Here is a 15,406-nt window from a genome sequence, read left to right as displayed (position 1 = left end):
GAACCGCCTCCTACCTGCGGATACACCGCTAGGTAGGGGGCGGTTCCGCGTCCGTGGGTGCACACAGACGGAGTGAGACCTTAGCTGCGTCCCTGTTCCAGGAAGGGACTGTTTCCGCGCACCACGGGCTTGCCGACACCCGCGTATGCCCTCCCGTTCGTCAACCACCCGCTGTGGACGTCGCCCGCTATTTCGCGCGGCTCCTACCGGCCGATGCCCAGCGCTCCGGCTACTGACTGCACCGCTTCGATGACTGCGGTCCCTGCGGTTCCCGCCAGGGCAGCGATTCCGCCGATCCGCTCTAAGATCGTTTCAACTCGTCGAGGGTCGTCCGTGGCTCTCAGCTCCTGCGCCGCCTCCTCCAGGAATTCGGCGCGCTCGGGTGCTAGCTGTGCCTTCAGTCCAGCGATGGCGGTCAGGAGCTCGTCCAGTGCCGATACCGAGGTGTCTCCCGCCGTGAAGGTTCCGCCAGAGACGGAGTTGTCGTGGCCGAAAACTCCGGCTGCCTTGTCGTGAAAGGTGTAGCTGTCGCCCTGCATACGAGCCCTCCATTGGACAGAGAGGAAGTTGATCGTCTTCGGCGTATCTCGTTCCCGCTTGGCCACCTCCAACGTGGTGATCACGTTCTTGAGGCTGCGTACTATGCCCTTGCTCTCCCGCCCGAGATCGACGGCGAGAGCCTCGAGGTCGCCGACGTCGAACCCGGACGCCTCCGCTGCGATGCCGAGCAGCGTGGGTTGGTCATAGGTGTCTCTCGCTCGCTTCGAGAGCAACTTCAGCTGTGGTGCGAGATAGTCGCGTAGGCGCTTGGGGTCGAACTCGACCTGCTGCGAGCGCCACGCCCGGAGCACCAGGCGCAGAGTCTCCAGCTCCTGATAAGCCCGCCAGAGCGCGTGGCGCAGTCCTCGGACGTCGCTTGAATAGTAGGCACCGCGGCGCAGGACAAACACGGACATCGGTCGGTTGTTCCAGCTCACCGGAGCCGTAACGATCTTCAATGTGCCGTGGCCGATTGCGTACTCGTTGATGAGGACGAGCGGGCGCCCGGCGACCATCCATCGCCTGTCCGGCACGTGACCCGCGTGAGTGGTCCGCGCCAATAGCTCGGTGGTCAGCACCCTGCCGGATTCGGCGAGAGAGCGGTCCAGTTCGCCGATGCGTATCGGCAGGCCAAGCACCCTGGTCGCGAGCGCGTTGGCCGTGCGTGGGCCAACTCCCTCGCGCCACTTGACGACCATGCCGAGATCAACACGCCAGGCAATGCCGGCTCCGAGCAGGCGCCGATGTGTCGGTTTGATCCAGACGGCCGAACGATCAAACCAGTCAGGCGTGAACCGGACGAGTCGCGACGCGTCAATGTAGGTCCGCTCTCCTCGCCATCCAGGGGCTGCCATTCCCGCCCCGGGCAGGCTCCTGACCGCGCCCACGCCCTGGACGAACTCCTGCCCGACCTCCGGATCGGGCCAGGAGGGGCGGAGAATTCGGCCTGTCGCCGAGCCGATGAGTGACCGCAGGTCGGCCACAGGCAGTTGTACGTTCACGAATTGGCTGCGTGTGGCCAAATTTCGCACTCGTGCCATAGGACGACATTACTGAGCCATCGAAGGCGAAGGAAGGCGCAACGGTCTCCGCGCCGAACGTGTGGAGACCGCCGGGCGTGCGCACGTTGACATGCGCTGTGGGAATCGAACCCATGACCATCGACACCTCTGTTGCTCGTATCTCGAGCGAGTGCCAACAGCCCGGCCCAGCCGACCCGCTTATCAGGACCCCATCGAGCCCGTAGCTCGACAAGGCGCTCACAACATAGCACTGCGTGCTTGCCGAAGCCCGCCAGCTCCACTGTGACAAGAACGCCTCTGACCGTGCGGTCAGGGGCGTTCTTGTGTTGTCAGCGCACGGCCGGCTCGTGCTGACGGACCGTGGTGATCGCGCCGAAGGCCAGCAGCCGGATTAAGTCCGCCTCGCCGAGCCCGCACGCGTTCACGTCGGCGTCCGTGATCCGGTATGGGGCCAGGGCGGCCAGCGTCGCCAGTCTGGTCGTTGGTTCGCCGGGGAAGCCATGGGTCAGGGGCGGGTGTTTGCCCGCCCACTCGGCGGCCTCCGACCGGACCAGGGAAGCGTCGGCGACCAGGTCCGCGCCGCGTTCTGCGATCTGCGACAGGGCGGCGAAAGCCGTACCGACCGGGGAGTCGCCCGCCCACGCGGGCGGTCGTGGGCGGACGGCCAGCAGTGAAAGGGAGTCCCCCGGGCGGAAGCTCTTGCGGGCCGCGCGGCCCATGGCGCGGCCGGCCACGGTGCGGACGGAGCGCCAGCGCTCCAGACCGCCGGGCAGTACGTCAGGAGTATGGAGCGCGGAGACCACCCGGTTGATGAAGTGGAAGGCCAGTGCGGTGCCGACGAACTCGGGCTCCGGCGGCGGGGCGCCGACCCCCGACGTCGCCCAGTCGAACAAGGCTGCCTGGCGCGGGGAGGTGGGGCGTTCGCCGCGTGCGATCGCCTCGCCCAGCCGGTGGTCACCGGTCGCGTGCAGGAACATGGTGTGCGCCGCCACGCAGAACTGGCACTGGTTGGCGCGGGACACCGCGAGCGCCACCACCTCCCGCTCGGTCCTGGACACAGGACCGGCGATCAATGATTCACGGAGCAGCGACCAGGTGGCGGCCATCAGCTCGGGCACGGGCGAGAGGGCCATCAGCGGCCGCATGCGCTTGAGCCCTGCGTCGGACGCCTGCTGGCGGTAGACCTTGGCGACGACCCCGGTGGCGTGCTTGGGGTCGACCGGAGTGACGTGCAGGAAAGGCATCATTCCCCCAGGAAGTGGCTCGGGCGGAAGAGGGCGTCGGGGTCCCACCACTTCTTCAGCTCGCGCAGCCGGGCGTGGTCCGCGGCGTTGTAGGCGGAGGCGGTCCGCTCGGGATCCATCAGGAAGTTGAGGAAGGTGCCGCCGGTCGCGCCTGGCACCTCCATGGGCTCGCTGGACATCACGGAGAACGGCACGGCCAGGTTGCCGCCGGCCGGGCTGTCCGAGCGGCCCATCGCGCCACCCCAGCGCCGGATCTCGATGCCCTGCGCGGCCGAGCCGAGCAGCGCGTCGACGGGCAGCCGCTCGACCATCTCGAACCGGCTGTGGATCGCGGTCGGCGGGTGCTCGGGGGCGAGCGCCGTCCCCGCCTCCTGGAAGGTCATCGGGGCCAGGCCGCCCTGGAGAGGTGTTCCGGCCGCGGCGAGCAGGGGCTCCAGCGCCCGCTCCGCGCCGTCGACGGCCACCGTGCGGATGATCACCGTGGGCCCTGCCAGGATGACCGCGGTGTTCAGGGAGTCCGGCTGGTCCAGGTCATCGAAGGCGGCCAGGATCGCGGGCGCCCGGTCGATCGGGTGGAAGGTCATCCCGGCCACGACGCGGTCGACGGGGAAGAGACGGAGGGTCAGCTCGGTGACGACGCCGAAGTTTCCGCTGCCGCCGCGCAGCGCCCACAGCAGGTCGTCCTCCGCCCGGCGCAGCTCGCCGTCCGAGGTGACGATCTGGGCGCTGACCAGGCTGTCCGCGGCCAGGCCGTACTTGCGGGAGAGCCAGCCGGCGCCGCCGCCCGTGGTGTAACCGGTCACGCCGATCCAGGGCGTGCCGGACAGCGGGGCCAGGCCGTACGGCGCGGCGGCGGCGATCACGTCGGACCAGAGCGCACCGGCGCCGACCAGCGCCTCCCTGCGGTGCGGGTCGATCCGCACCTGGTTCAGCCGGGAGGTCGTCAGGAGGATCCCGGTGTAGGGGACGAGGGTGCCGTGGCCGGTGGCCTGGACGGACAGCGGAAGCTCACGCTTCTCCGCCGCCCGCACGGCTGCCTGGACGTCCGCGACGTTGGCGGCCTCGGCGACGATCGCCGGCCGCGGGTTCACCGCGAGGTTCCAGGGCAGCCTTGCGCGGTCGTAGCCGGAGGAGCTGGGGTAGTGGATGGGTCCGGTGAAGTTGTCCATGGCCATAACCTTCGCCGTGCGGGGCCGCCGAGTCGTCCTGCCTGCAGAGGCTCCGTGTACTCCCCTGGGAGTAGCACCGGCGGACGACGCGCCTCGTGCCGGGTTTGGCGTAGTTTTGCCAGCATGAAGAGGCCTGACCTGTTGGTGGCGTTGGTAGTCGGCGTGGTGATGGTGGCCTACGCCGCGCTCAACGGCGTGAGCGGCCCTGGCGGCTACGCGTTGATGGCGGTCGGCGCTGCGGCGCTGGCCGAGCACCGGCGTTTCCCCGTGCAGGTCCTGGCGCTGACCACCGCGGTCGCCCTGGCGTACGTGCTGCTGGTGGAGCCGGAGCTGACGGCCGGGCTGCCCGCCCTGATCACCCTGACCAGCGCCGTACGGCACGGCCACCGCAGGGCGGCGCAGATCGCGGCGCTCCTGCAGATCGTCGGGATGGTCGCCGGTTACCTGCTGGCCGGGCAGACGCTCCTGGCCGCGTTCAAGGGCGGCACCCTGGTCACGGGCTGGTTCGTGGCCGCCGTCGCGATGGGCTTCGCCCTGATGCAGGCCGACCAGCGGGCCACGGACGCGGAGCGTACGCGCGAGGAGATGGCGCTGCGGCGGGCGGGGGAGGAGCGCCTGCGCATCGCCAGGGAGCTGCACGACTCGCTGACGCACACGATCTCGGTCATCAAGGTGCAGGCGGGGGTCGCCGTCCACCTGGCGGGCAAGCGCGGCGAGCCGGTCGCCCCCGCCCTGTCGGCGATCCAGGAGGCCAGCGGCGAGGCCATGCGCGAGCTGCGGGAGACGCTGGAGGTGCTGCGCGACGACAGCGCCGCCCTCGGCCGCCTCCCGGAGCTGGTCACGCGGATGCGGTCGGCCGGGCAGCGGGTGAGCCTGCGGGTCGAGGGCGAGCCGCAGACCCTGCCGGTGGAGGTCGAGCAGGCCGCCTACCGGATCGTCCAGGAGGCGCTGACGAACGTGTCGCGGCACGCGCCGGGCGCCGAGGCGTCCGTGCTGGTCGAGTACGGCACGCATGAGCTGGTCGTGTGCGTCGAAGACGACGGGGAGACCGTTCCCGGCTCGCCGGGCATCGGGCTAACGGGGATGCGCGAGCGGGTGGACACGCTCGGCGGCACCATTGAGGCGGGTCCGGCGGCCGCCGGGTTCCGGGTGCTGGCGCGGCTCCCCACCGAGCGGGTGGCCGCATGATCCGCGTCCTGCTGGCCGACGACCAGGCGCTCATCAGAGCCGGATTCCGTGCCCTGCTGGAGGCGGAGGACGACCTCGAGGTGGTCGGCGAGGCGGCCGACGGGCGGCAGGCCGTGGACAGGGCCGCCGAGCTGGTTCCGGACATCGTGCTGCTCGACATCCAGATGCCGGTGATGGACGGCATCGAGGCCACCAGGCTGATCGCCGCCGATCCGCGGCTGGACGGCGTGCGCGTGGTGATCCTCACGAACTTCGGCCTGGACGAGTACGTCTTCAACGCCCTGCGCGCCGGGGCGGCCGGGTTCATGCTCAAGGACAGCGACCCGGCCGACCTCCTGCACGGGATCCAGGTGGTGGCGCGCGGCGACGCGCTGCTCTCGCCCACGATCACCCGCAGGCTCATCGACCAGTTCGTCGCGCGCCCGTCGGTCTCGCTGCCGCCGGGCAGGCTGGGCCAGCTGACCGACCGCGAGCGCGAGATCGTCTCGCTGGTGGGGCTCGGCATGTCCAACGAGGAGATCGCCGCGCACCTGGTGGTCAGCCCGTTCACCGCCAAGACCCACGTGAGCCGGGCGATGGTGAAGCTGGGCGCCCGGGACCGGGCTCAGCTCGTGGTCCTGGCCTACGAGTCCGGCTTGGTCACACCCCGGGGATAAAGCGGACCTGGGCTGGCTAGGGTAGGCCCGATGAACGCTCAAGGCCGGGTGATCGGCGGGTACACGCTGCCGCGGGTGCTCGGGCGCGGCGGCATGGGCGAGGTGCACCTGGCCTCCACTCCCACCGGTGGGCTCGCCGCCGTCAAGGTGATCCATCCGGAGCTGGCCCGCGACCCCGCCTTCCGCCGCAGGTTCGAGCGGGAGGTCGCGGCGGCGCGGCGGGTGGCGCGGTTCTGCACGGCGCCGGTGCTCGACTCGGGCATGGACGGCGACCTCGCCTTCCTGGTGACGGAGTACGTCAAGGGGCCCGACCTGGCGCTGGCCGTACGCGAGCAGGGGCCCTTGCAGGGGTCGAACCTGGAGGCCCTGGCGGTGGGGATCGCGACGGCGCTCCACGCCATTCACGGCGCCGGGGTGATCCACCGGGACCTCAAGCCGTCCAACGTGCTGCTGTCGCCGCTCGGGCCGCGGGTGATCGACTTCGGCATCGCGCAGCTCGTGGACGCCGACAGCCTCGCGAGCCAGGCGATCCTGGGGACTCCCGCGTTCATGGCGCCCGAGCAGGTGCGCGGCGAGGCGCTGAGCCCGGCCACCGACGTGTACGCCTGGGGCGGGGTGATCGCGTTCGCGGGCACCGGGCGGCTGCCGTTCGGCGGGGGCGCGCCGGCCGAGGTGCTCTATCGGATAGTCAACGACGGGCCCGCGCTCGACGGGCTCGACCAGCGGATGCGCGGGCTGGTGGAGTGGGCGATGGCCAAGGACCCGGCGCGCCGCCCGACAGCGCAGCAGTTGCTGGCCGAGCTGGTGGGCGGCCAGCCGAGCCCGGAGTCCGCCACCCAGGTGGTGGAGCGCACCTGGACCTCGGGAGCCCCGGCCGATGACCGGCCACCCCCCGCCCGCCGTCGAAGGAAGTGGCCTTGGGCCGTGGGTGCGGGGGTCGCCGCCTTAGCGGTCGCCATTCCTGCGGTGGTCCTCTGGCAGGCGCGGCAGGAGTGGCCCTATCGGGCCGGGTTCGGCGAGGCGTGGGCCGTGGGGGCGACGGCAGGCGGTACGGCGCAGCGTTCGGGAAACGCCTACCTGCTGACCGCCAACCCGGGATGGCGGCTGTGGAAGTCCGCCCCGTTGACCGAGCCCGGCGAGGGCGTGGTGGTCGCCGCGCGGGCCAGGCTGGAGGCGGGCTCCGGCGACTTCGGCGTGTGGTGCAGGGGCACGGGCGGCGGCGACCGCTACGAGTTCGCGGTGACCGCCGACGGGCAGGCATCCATCACCAAGCGCGTCGCCGGGGGCAAGCCCACCGTCCTGTACGGCCCGGCCAAGGTGAAGGCCGCCAAGGACGTCCGCATCGCCGCCGAGTGCCGGGCGGACGGGAAGCGGGTCACGCTCAGGATGACGGTCGGCGGCGACGTCGTGGGCCAGGCGGCCGACGCCGACCATCCGTACGCCTCCGGCCTGACCGGTGTCCACGCCGCCCCCGGCGACGCGAACCCGCTGCGCGTGCGGTTCACCGAGTTCACGGTGCAGCCGGTCAAGGGATGAACGGGGTCCTCGGTCCGCTGGCGCCGTCGCCCGGCCCGGCCAAGCACAGGGCCGTGCTGGCCGCGCTGATGCTGCACGCGGGCGGGCTGGTCACGCTGGACAGGCTGGCGGGTTACGTGTGGGGCGACGAGCCGCCGGCCTCGGCCGAGGCGGTGCTGCGGGTGTACGTGAGCGCGTTGCGCAAGCTGGTCGCGGGCATCAGGACGGTGCCCGGCGGCTACGTGCTCGACGTCGACCCGCTGGAGGTGGACGCGCACCGGTTCGAGCGGCTCGTGCGGGAGGCGCGGCGGGCGCGGGACGCCGGGTTGCTGGGCGAGGCGGCCGAGGGGTTGCGTCAGGCCCTGGCCTTGTGGCGCGGGCCCGCGCTGGACGACGTGGAGTCGGTGGAGTTGCGCAGGGCGCACGCCGTACCGCTGGAGGAGCTCAGGCTCACGGCGCAGGAGGAGCGGATCGCGCTCGACCTGCGGCTGGGGCGGGGAGCCGAGCTGGTCGGGGAGTTGCGGGCGCTGGTGGGGGCCTATCCCTTGCGCGAGCGGGCCTGGGCGCGGCTGGTCGAGGCGCTCGACGCGGGCGGGCGGCGGTCGGAGGCCCTGGGCGCCTATCGGGAGGCGCGGCGGATCCTGGTGGACGAGCTGGGGTTGGAGCCTGGGCAGGAGCTCCAGGAGGCGCATCAGCGCGTGCTGGACGGTTCACCGCAGGTAGAGCTTTACGAGACGCCGCCGGATATTTCGGATTTTGAGGGGCGGCGGGACGCCCTGGCGTGGATCCGCGCCCAGCAGGGGACCGCACCGGTCCACCTCGTGGTGCACGGCCCTCCGGGCACCGGCAAGACCGCCCTCGTCATCCACGCCGCCGCCGAACACTGCCGCTCCACCGACCCGCACGCGTCACCCGGGCAGCAGGGTTTTCCCGGCGCGCAGTTGTTCGCCGAGCTGGGGTCCAGGACGCCGAGCTCGGTGCTCGAGGATCTGCTGCGTTCCCTGGGCGCCTCCGAGGGCGCGATCCCCGCCGCGCTGGACGATCGGGTGCGCCTCTACCGCAGCCTCGCCGCCACCCGCCGCCTGCTCGTCATCCTCGACGACGCCAGGGACGAGGCCCAGGTGCGGCCCCTGCTGCCCACCGGCCAGGGCAGCCTGACCCTGATCACCAGCCGCAACCCTCTCTACGGCCTGGAGGCCGCCCGCGCCTACGAGCTGGGCGTGCTGGACCGGGAAGAGGCCCTCGCCATGCTCGCCGCCGTCGCTGGCGGGCACCGTACGGGCGCGGAGCCCGAGGCGGCCGAGCGGCTGGTCGAGTTGTGCGGACGCCTCCCGCTGGCGCTGCGCATCGCCGGGTCGCGCCTGGCCAGGCGGCCGGGCTGGACGTTCGCGCACCTGGTCGGCAGGCTCGCGGACGAGCGCGGCAGGCTCGACGAGCTCAGCGCGGGCGACCTGGCGGTCAGGAGCAGCCTCGCCCTCGGCTACCAGGGGCTGACGGCCGGCGAGCAGCGGCTGCTGCGCCGCCTGGGCGCGTTCACCGCGCAGGACTTCGCCTCGTGGATCACGGGCAAGGAGGCCGAGGCGCTGGTCGAGGCCGGGCTGCTGCAGTCGCGCGGCCTCGACGCCGCAGGCCAGGAGCGGTACGGCTGGCACGACCTGACCAGGCTCTACGCGGCGGAACGCCTGGCGGAGGAGGACGGCGGTCCGCGCGCGGTCCTCGACGGGCTCGCCGGGGAGCTGCTCGACCGGGCCAGGCGAGCCAGAGCCACGCTCCTGCCCGCGGAACCAGGCTCAGGCCTGACCGTCGCCAGGACCGCGGAGCAGCAGCGGCTGGAGACCACCCGCCTCACCGCCGAAGCGCGCTGGCTGGCTGCGGAGCGCAGGTTCCTGGTGGCGGCCGTGGCCGACCTGCACCGCGCCGGTCTGCACGAGCCCGCCTGGCGGCTGGCGTTCTACCTGACCCCGTTCTTCGAGCTCGGAGCCCATCACGACGACTGGCAGGAGACCACCGCGACCGGCCTGGACGCCGCCCGCGCGGCAGGTGACCGGCGCGGCGAGGCGCTGCTGCTGCGCTCCCTGGCCGACCTGCACAGGATCGAGGGCAGGTTCGACGCGGCCGCGATGGCGCTGCAGACCGCCCAGCCGCTGGTCGACGGCGTGGAACTGGCCAGGGTCACCCACCGGCTGGGCCTGGTGCGGCTGGCCCAGGAGCGCACCGGCGAGGCCGAGCGCTGCTTCGTCAGGTGCCTGGCCGTCTTCGAAGCGGCGGCCGACGCCCGCGGCAGGGCGGACGCGCTGCGCGCGCTGGGCACCGTACGAGCAGATCGGGAGCTCCTGGAGCGCGGTCTGGCCGCCTACCGCGAGCTGGGCGATCCGCGCGGCGAGGCGGAGGCGCTGCTCGACCTGTCCCGGCTGCACCTGGACGCGCGGCGTACGGCCGAGGCCGGTGCGTGCGCGCGGCGGGGCCTGGAGATCAGCAGGCGGCTCGGCGACGTGTTGCCCGCAGCCGCCGCTCTGCTGGTGCTCGCGCGGGTCGCCGGTGCTGAGGGCAGGCCGGACGAGGCGGTCGCGGCGTCAGGGGAGGCGCTGGAGGCGTTCACCGGGCACGGCGACCGGCGGGGGCGGGCGCACGCCCTGCTCGTCCAGGCGGGTGCCTACCTTGATGCGGATGAGGTAGATGGGGCGGTTGATGCGGTTACATCCGCTATGGGAGAGTTTGACAGGCTCGGTGATGGGCGCGGGCGGGCAGCGGCGGAAACGCTGGCGCGAGAGGCCCGACGCCGCCGGGGTCTGCGGATATAGCGGGCTATACGGATCCTGAAGGTCGGCCGCCTAACGTCGAGCGCGTTCGCGAGATCCGACGACCGAAGGTGACGACACGATGCGAAGGACGCTGGCGCTGGCCGTACTGGCTGCTGCGCTGACCGGCTGCGGGATGCTCCCCGGCCAGCCGCAGAGCGGCGGCAGCGGCGAGGAGAAGCAGGCCGTGACCACCGCGGCCACGACGGTTCCTCCGCCCAAGGAGCAGGCGACCGCGCAGCCCGAGCAGGGCAAGGCCATCGCCCAGCGGAAGCTGAAGTCGGGCAAGACCGAGCTCGAGGTGAAGATCACCGGGCTCAAGCGCGAGGGCAAGCTGGCCACGCTCACCTGGACGGTCACCAACGTCGGCAGCGAGAACTGGGAGATGACCAGCAGCATGGGCATGGACGACATGGGGCTGACCGTCGCCGGAGTCAATCTGGTCGACACCGCCAACGGCAAGATCTACCGCGTCGCGCGCACCGGTACCTACCCCAGGTCGAAGTGCCTGTGCTCCGACTACGAGGTCTACACCGACCCGGGCGAGATGCTCTCCCACCACGCGACGTTCGCCGCCCCGCCGCAGGACGTCACCAAGGTCAACGTGGATCTCCGAGTGCTGGGTGTGTTCACCGATGTTCCGATTTCCTAGCCTGGTCCTGGCGGTGAGCCTCCTCGTGGGCGCCGACCCGACCGCGCCCGTCGAGGACGTCGTCGCCCCCGTTGAGGACGTCATCGCCGTGGTCGACTCGCTCGACGGCAGCGAGACGGAGTCCACCGAGGGCGAGGAGGTCACCGTCGCGCTGACCAGCGACGTGCTGTTCGCCCTCGACAAGTGGGTGCTGACGCCCAAGGCCAAGCTGCGCCTGAAGCAGGTGGCGCGGAAGGTGAGGACGGCGGGCACGGTCAGGATCGAGGGCCACACCGACGACCAGGGCGCAGACGCCTACAACGTGAGCCTGTCCCAGCGCAGGGCCCTGGCCGTGCAGCGGGAGCTGGCCGTTCTCCTGCCAGGACTGACCTTCGAGGCCAAGGGGTACGGCGAGGCCAAGCCGAGGGTTCCCAACGTGGTCGACGGCAGGCCCAGCGCGGCCAACCGGGCCAGGAACCGCCGCGTCGAGATCATCTTCACCCCGTAGGGGGAGGCGCCTCCCCAGCGCGGGTGAGCCTACGCGCGCGTGCCCGCGCGAGGGTGGAGGCATGACGCGATGGATGGTCTGGGTGCCGCGTGCGGCACTGGTCGGCGCGCTCGCCTACGCGGGCCTGCAGGGTTACTGGGCGGCTGGGCACGCGCCCGCCTGGGTGTTCGGCCGGGACCTTACGTTCCCCGCCTGGCTGGTGATCGTGTTGTGCGTCGCCGCCGCGGCCGTGGTCGCCGGGTTGCGGGCGAGCGGTGGGCGCAGGGTGCTCATCGTGGCCGCCTGGCTGATCGGGATCGGGCTCGTCTCCGCCGCGGCGATGTTCCTGCTCGACGTGGTCGGCGGCATCCTGCCCGGCCTGGGGATCCCGCAGGACGTTCCCGGGCTGCTGAGCAGGGGCGCGTGCCTGTCGGTCGGGCTGCTCACGGCGGCGACGGCGCTGTCGTGGATGCGCCGCACGCGGGAGGGGTGCGGGCGGTGCGTGGGGATCCCGCGGCTGGAGTCGACGCCGCGCTGGGCCTACGCCGGCGCCTACGCGGCCGTGGCGGGGTGTCTGATCAGGATCGTGGCGCAGACGACCATGGGGGTGAGCATCCCCTACACCGACAGCCCGGCCCTGCTGGTCTTCGAGGCGGGCTTCCTGCTCGGCGGGGTGCTGCTGCCGCTGGCGCTGGCGCACGGGTGGGGCAAGGTCTGGCCGCGCTGGGTGCTGCCGCTGGCCGGACGGCGGGTGCCGCGCTGGCTGGTCGTCGGGCCCGGGTTCGCGATCGCGGTGGCGCTGCTGGCCTACTTCGGGGTCGGCATGACGCAGATGATCCGGGAGACGGTCGAGGGGGCGCTGGAGGAGCCCGCGTTCATGTGGGTGGCCGTGCCCGGCTACGTGCTGTGGGGGATCGGGCTGGCCGTCGCGTCGGTCGCCTACTACCGGATCACCCGCCCGGCCTGCGCTAGGTGTGGTCGATGAGGGCGTCGCCCATCGGGGTGCGGGCGTAGAGGACGTTGCGCCCGCTGCGGCTGCGCGTCACGAGACCGGCCCTGCGCAGCACCGCGAGGTGGTCGCCGACGCCGCCGAGCGTCATGCCGAGGCGGGCGACGAGCTGGCTGGTGCTCGCGGGCGCGTCGAGCGCCTGCAGCACGGTCGCCCTGCCCCTGCCGAGCAGCGCCACCAGGCTGCCAGGCGCCGGTGCGTCGTCCTCCCACAGGGCGGCCGCGCCGAGCGCGTGGTAGGTGTGGCCGTAGGCGCGCGGCGGGTCGAGGTAGTGGCAGCGCATCCCGAACACGTTGGGGATGAGCACGACACCGACCCCGCCCAGCACGTGGCGAGGCTGGCCGTGGTCCTTGCCGAGCAGGATCTTGTCGCCTTCGGTCACCATGTCGATGTCGAGGGACCAGAAGACCCGCTCCCAGCCGTACACGGAGAGCCTGCCCGCCCGCTGCACGACGTCGCGCTCCAGCAGGGCGCGCAGCCTGGGCCAGCCGGGGGCCAGCAGCTCGCGCCAGACCGTCTCCAAGGCGTCGGCCACCCGGCCTGGCTCGTCGAAGGCCGTGTCGAAGGGCCGCCCTCCGTGGGCCAGCACGAGGTCGGCACGCTCGCGGGAGAAGGGCGTCAGCCGTACGGCACGCAGTTCCTCCTCGAAGGTGGTGGCCATGCTCGACGGCGGGACGCAGAAGAAGTCGGGGACGTAGTCGGTGTAGCCGAGCAGCCGCTCCAGCGCGTGGAGCACCGGGTCGGCGGCGCGCAGGGCGAGGTAGCGGTCGCGCACGCGGGCCGTCCACGGGGCGATGCCCGGCGCGACGTGGCCGGAAAGCGCCCAGATGGCGCCGACGACCTGTGACATCGGGGACAGGCCGAACCTGGTTCTGGCGAGGTCCTCCGGAGTGCACTCCAAGTAGGCCACTTTCGCCTCCCGACGAAACAATAGCCCGCGCGGGCCGGGCCGTACGAGCCTCTGACCCATGCGGACCTATCGCGAAGTCTTCGCCATCGGCGAGTTCAGGACCCTCTTCGCAGGCACCACGCTCAGCGTCGCGGGCGGCACCATGGCCACGCTCGGCCTGTCCACGCTCGTCTACGCCGACACCGGCTCGCCCTTCCTGGCGGCCATGGCGTATCTGGCCGGGTTCCTGCCCCAGGCGTTCGGATCGGTGGTGCTCGGCTCGCTGGCCGACCGGCTGCCGCCGCGCGCCGTGCTCGCCGGGTGGTGCCTGGTGCGGGCCGCCTCACTGGCCCTGGTCGCGTCGGGCGCGCTGCCGATCTGGGGCGCGCTCGCCGTCGTCATGGCCACCGGGTTCTTCGACGCCGTCAGCCGGGCCACCGGGATGGCGCTCACCGCCGACGTGCTGCCGGGCAACGGGTACGTGCTGGGCAGGTCGGCGCTGAACCTGGCGGTCGGCGGCATGCAGATCGCCGGGTTCGGCGGGGCCGGGCTGCTGCTCGCCCTGGTCGGGCCGCGCGCCGGGCTGTGGGCTGCCGCCGTCCTGGAGGTCGTCCTGGCCGTGGTCTTCCGCGCGGGGCTGCGGCGGCGGGCGCCGCGCTCGACGGCGCGGCCGTCCATGGCCGGGGTCAGGGAACTGCTCGCCGACCGGCGCCTGCGTCGGCTGCTGCTCGTGCAGTGGGTGCCCAACGGGCTGATCGTCGGCGCCGAGGCCCTCTACGTGCCCTTCGCGGGCGAGCACGCGGGCGTGATGTTCATGGCGGCGGCGGGCGGCATGCTCGCCGGTGACCTGGTGATCGGCCGCTGGACGACGCCGGAGCAGCGGGTCAGGCTCGCCACGCCGCTCTACGTCCTGCTCGGCGTGCCGTACCTCGTCTTCTTCCTGAGCCCGGGGCCGTGGCTCGGCGCGGTGCTGGTCGCGGTGGCCTCGTTCGGCTTCGCCGGGCACCTCGGGACGCAGGAGTGGTACGTCGCCGCAGTGCCCGAGGCGATACGCGGTCAGGCGCTCGGGCTGGCGGGCAGCGGCATGCAGTCGAGCCAGGCGCTGGCGGCCGCGCTCACCGGCACGGTCGCGGAGGTGCTGCCGGTGCCGCCGACCATGGCGCTGGCCGCCGTCGCCTCGCTGGCGGTGACGGCGGCCCTGGTGCCAGGGCTCACTCGACCTTCAGCTCGCCCAGCGTCACGGTGACGGTGTCCGTCGAGCCGTCCGGGTGGGTGAGCTCGACCTTGACCTGGTCGCCTGGTTGCAGCCCGGACAGCACCTCGGACAGCGCCTGCATGGTCGGCGTCGGCGTGCCGTTCACCGAGGTGATGACGTCGCCCGACTTGATGCCCGCCTGCTCGGCGCCGCTGCCCGGTTCCACCCGCGCCACGCCGACGCCCGCTGGGGAGCCGTCGGCGCCGGCCACGGTCATGCCCCTGATGCCGAGCGCGGCCTTGTGGCTGTTGGTGACCTTGCCGTCCTTGATGATCTGGCCGACGATGTCGGTCGCGGTGTTGCTCGGGATGGCGAAGCCGATGCCGGGGGCGGCGCCGCCGCCGAGCTCGGGGTCGGTGGCCGCGAGCGTCGGGATGCCGATCACCTGGCCCAGCAGGTCGACGAGCGCGCCGCCGCTGTTGCCCGGGTTGATGGCTGCCGAGGTCTGGATGGCGTTCTGGATCGTGGCGCCGGGCGACCCCTCGCCCTGCGGCTCGCTGACCGTGCGGCCCAGCGCGGAGACGATGCCGTTGGTGACGCTGCCGGACAGGCCGAGCGGGTTGCCCATGGCCAACACGATCTGGCCCATCTTCAGCTTCGACGAGTCGCCGAACTTGGCCGGGCGCAGCCCGCTGGGGTCGTCCACCTTGATCACTGCGAGGTCGCCCTGCGGGAACGACGAGACGAGCTTCGCGGTGCGCGCGGTACCGCCGGAGGCGAGCGTCACCTCCATCTCCGTCGCCTCCCCGACGACGTGTGCGTTGGTGACGATGTGCCCTGCCGAGTCGTAGACGATGCCGGAGCCGAGCCCGACCTTCGTGGTGATCTGCACGATCGACGGGAGCACCTGGGTGATGACCTGCTCGTAGGCCGCCTCCAGCGACTGCGGCTCGACCGCCGGGGCGGAGGCCGAGGGCGTCTGCGTGGCAGCGGTGGGTGCGGGCGCCGAGCAACCCGCGACGAGTAGTAGCGCGATGGCTGCGCAAGTCCTCCACATGCGGCG

General features: G+C 72.3%; 13 protein-coding genes. 8 read left to right on the top strand and 5 right to left on the bottom strand.

Features of this window, described 5'->3' with window-relative positions:
• Window positions 1–203: 203 nt before the first annotated feature.
• From ACIBG8_RS22580 to ACIBG8_RS22570, 3 genes are all read right to left on the bottom strand, one after another.
• A complete protein-coding gene (locus tag ACIBG8_RS22580; protein WP_397344850.1) occupies window positions 204–1,541 on the bottom strand; it encodes a hypothetical protein in 1,338 nt (445 codons plus the stop codon).
• A gap of 350 nt (window positions 1,542–1,891) precedes the next feature.
• Window positions 1,892–2,809 carry a carboxymuconolactone decarboxylase family protein gene (locus ACIBG8_RS22575; RefSeq protein WP_397344848.1) on the bottom strand — a complete coding sequence of 306 codons (918 nt, stop codon included), beginning with the start codon at window positions 2,807–2,809 and terminating at the stop codon, window positions 1,892–1,894.
• Window positions 2,806–3,975 carry an FAD-binding oxidoreductase gene (locus tag ACIBG8_RS22570; protein WP_397344847.1) on the bottom strand — a complete coding sequence of 390 codons (1,170 nt, stop codon included), beginning with the start codon at window positions 3,973–3,975 and terminating at the stop codon, window positions 2,806–2,808. The genes ACIBG8_RS22575 and ACIBG8_RS22570 overlap by 4 nt, the downstream gene beginning before the upstream one ends.
• Window positions 3,976–4,098: 123 nt before the next feature.
• On the opposite strand from ACIBG8_RS22570, the gene ACIBG8_RS22565 reads away from it, so the two are divergent.
• The 7 genes from ACIBG8_RS22565 (at window position 4,099) to ACIBG8_RS22535 (ending at window position 12,235) form a co-directional block, all read left to right on the top strand.
• Window positions 4,099–5,163, top strand: a complete 1,065-nt coding sequence (locus tag ACIBG8_RS22565) for a sensor histidine kinase (RefSeq protein ID WP_397344846.1) — start codon at window positions 4,099–4,101, stop codon at window positions 5,161–5,163.
• Window positions 5,160–5,819, top strand: coding sequence for a response regulator (locus ACIBG8_RS22560; RefSeq protein ID WP_397344845.1), 660 nt, complete (start codon window positions 5,160–5,162; stop codon window positions 5,817–5,819). The genes ACIBG8_RS22565 and ACIBG8_RS22560 overlap by 4 nt, the downstream gene beginning before the upstream one ends.
• A gap of 30 nt (window positions 5,820–5,849) precedes the next feature.
• Window positions 5,850–7,355 carry a protein kinase gene (locus ACIBG8_RS22555; RefSeq protein WP_397344844.1) on the top strand — a complete coding sequence of 502 codons (1,506 nt, stop codon included), beginning with the start codon at window positions 5,850–5,852 and terminating at the stop codon, window positions 7,353–7,355.
• Window positions 7,352–10,135, top strand: a complete 2,784-nt coding sequence (locus tag ACIBG8_RS22550) for a BTAD domain-containing putative transcriptional regulator (protein ID WP_397344843.1) — start codon at window positions 7,352–7,354, stop codon at window positions 10,133–10,135. The genes ACIBG8_RS22555 and ACIBG8_RS22550 overlap by 4 nt, the downstream gene beginning before the upstream one ends.
• 79 nt (window positions 10,136–10,214) lie before the next feature.
• A complete protein-coding gene (locus ACIBG8_RS22545; RefSeq protein ID WP_397344842.1) occupies window positions 10,215–10,784 on the top strand; it encodes a hypothetical protein in 570 nt (189 codons plus the stop codon).
• On the top strand, window positions 10,768–11,271 hold the full coding sequence (locus tag ACIBG8_RS22540) for an OmpA family protein (protein WP_397344841.1): 504 nt from the start codon (window positions 10,768–10,770) through the stop codon (window positions 11,269–11,271). The genes ACIBG8_RS22545 and ACIBG8_RS22540 overlap by 17 nt, the downstream gene beginning before the upstream one ends.
• Window positions 11,272–11,332: 61 nt before the next feature.
• Complete coding sequence (locus ACIBG8_RS22535; protein ID WP_397344840.1) at window positions 11,333–12,235, top strand: hypothetical protein; 903 nt, start codon at window positions 11,333–11,335, stop codon at window positions 12,233–12,235.
• Here the strand turns inward: ACIBG8_RS22535 and ACIBG8_RS22530 are convergent.
• Entirely contained in the window at window positions 12,219–13,169 is a 951-nt protein-coding gene (locus ACIBG8_RS22530; RefSeq protein WP_397344839.1) for an ArsR/SmtB family transcription factor, read from the bottom strand. The two genes, ACIBG8_RS22535 and ACIBG8_RS22530, sit on opposite strands and share 17 nt — an antisense overlap.
• A 58-nt stretch (window positions 13,170–13,227) precedes the next feature.
• On the opposite strand from ACIBG8_RS22530, the gene ACIBG8_RS22525 reads away from it, so the two are divergent.
• Window positions 13,228–14,394 (top strand): MFS transporter, encoded by a 1,167-nt coding sequence (locus ACIBG8_RS22525; protein WP_397344838.1) that lies wholly within the window; start codon window positions 13,228–13,230, stop codon window positions 14,392–14,394.
• Here the strand turns inward: ACIBG8_RS22525 and ACIBG8_RS22520 are convergent.
• A complete protein-coding gene (locus ACIBG8_RS22520) occupies window positions 14,360–15,400 on the bottom strand; it encodes a S1C family serine protease (protein WP_397344837.1) in 1,041 nt (346 codons plus the stop codon). The genes ACIBG8_RS22525 and ACIBG8_RS22520 overlap by 35 nt on opposite strands.
• Window positions 15,401–15,406 lie beyond the last annotated feature (6 nt).

The sequence above is a fragment of the Nonomuraea sp. NPDC050556 genome (genome assembly GCF_044457355.1).
Classification (GTDB): domain Bacteria; phylum Actinomycetota; class Actinomycetes; order Streptosporangiales; family Streptosporangiaceae; genus Nonomuraea.
Note: the sequence above shows the minus strand (reverse complement) of the source record. Positions and strands in the feature narration are given on the sequence as shown.

What these genes read in the sequence shown, in the direction of transcription:
- ACIBG8_RS22575 (WP_397344848.1), bottom strand. Translation starts at nt 2,809, where the DNA reads ATGATGCCTTTCCTGCACGTCACTCCGGTCGACCCCAAGCACGCCACC.
- ACIBG8_RS22570 (WP_397344847.1), bottom strand. Translation starts at nt 3,975, where the DNA reads ATGGACAACTTCACCGGACCCATCCACTACCCCAGCTCCTCCGGCTAC.
- ACIBG8_RS22565 (WP_397344846.1), top strand. Translation starts at nt 4,099, where the DNA reads ATGAAGAGGCCTGACCTGTTGGTGGCGTTGGTAGTCGGCGTGGTGATG.
- ACIBG8_RS22560 (WP_397344845.1), top strand. Translation starts at nt 5,160, where the DNA reads ATGATCCGCGTCCTGCTGGCCGACGACCAGGCGCTCATCAGAGCCGGA.
- ACIBG8_RS22555 (WP_397344844.1), top strand. Translation starts at nt 5,850, where the DNA reads ATGAACGCTCAAGGCCGGGTGATCGGCGGGTACACGCTGCCGCGGGTG.
- ACIBG8_RS22550 (WP_397344843.1), top strand. Translation starts at nt 7,352, where the DNA reads ATGAACGGGGTCCTCGGTCCGCTGGCGCCGTCGCCCGGCCCGGCCAAG.
- ACIBG8_RS22545 (WP_397344842.1), top strand. Translation starts at nt 10,215, where the DNA reads ATGCGAAGGACGCTGGCGCTGGCCGTACTGGCTGCTGCGCTGACCGGC.
- ACIBG8_RS22540 (WP_397344841.1), top strand. Translation starts at nt 10,768, where the DNA reads ATGTTCCGATTTCCTAGCCTGGTCCTGGCGGTGAGCCTCCTCGTGGGC.
- ACIBG8_RS22535 (WP_397344840.1), top strand. Translation starts at nt 11,333, where the DNA reads ATGACGCGATGGATGGTCTGGGTGCCGCGTGCGGCACTGGTCGGCGCG.
- ACIBG8_RS22525 (WP_397344838.1), top strand. Translation starts at nt 13,228, where the DNA reads ATGCGGACCTATCGCGAAGTCTTCGCCATCGGCGAGTTCAGGACCCTC.
- ACIBG8_RS22520 (WP_397344837.1), bottom strand. Translation starts at nt 15,400, where the DNA reads ATGTGGAGGACTTGCGCAGCCATCGCGCTACTACTCGTCGCGGGTTGC.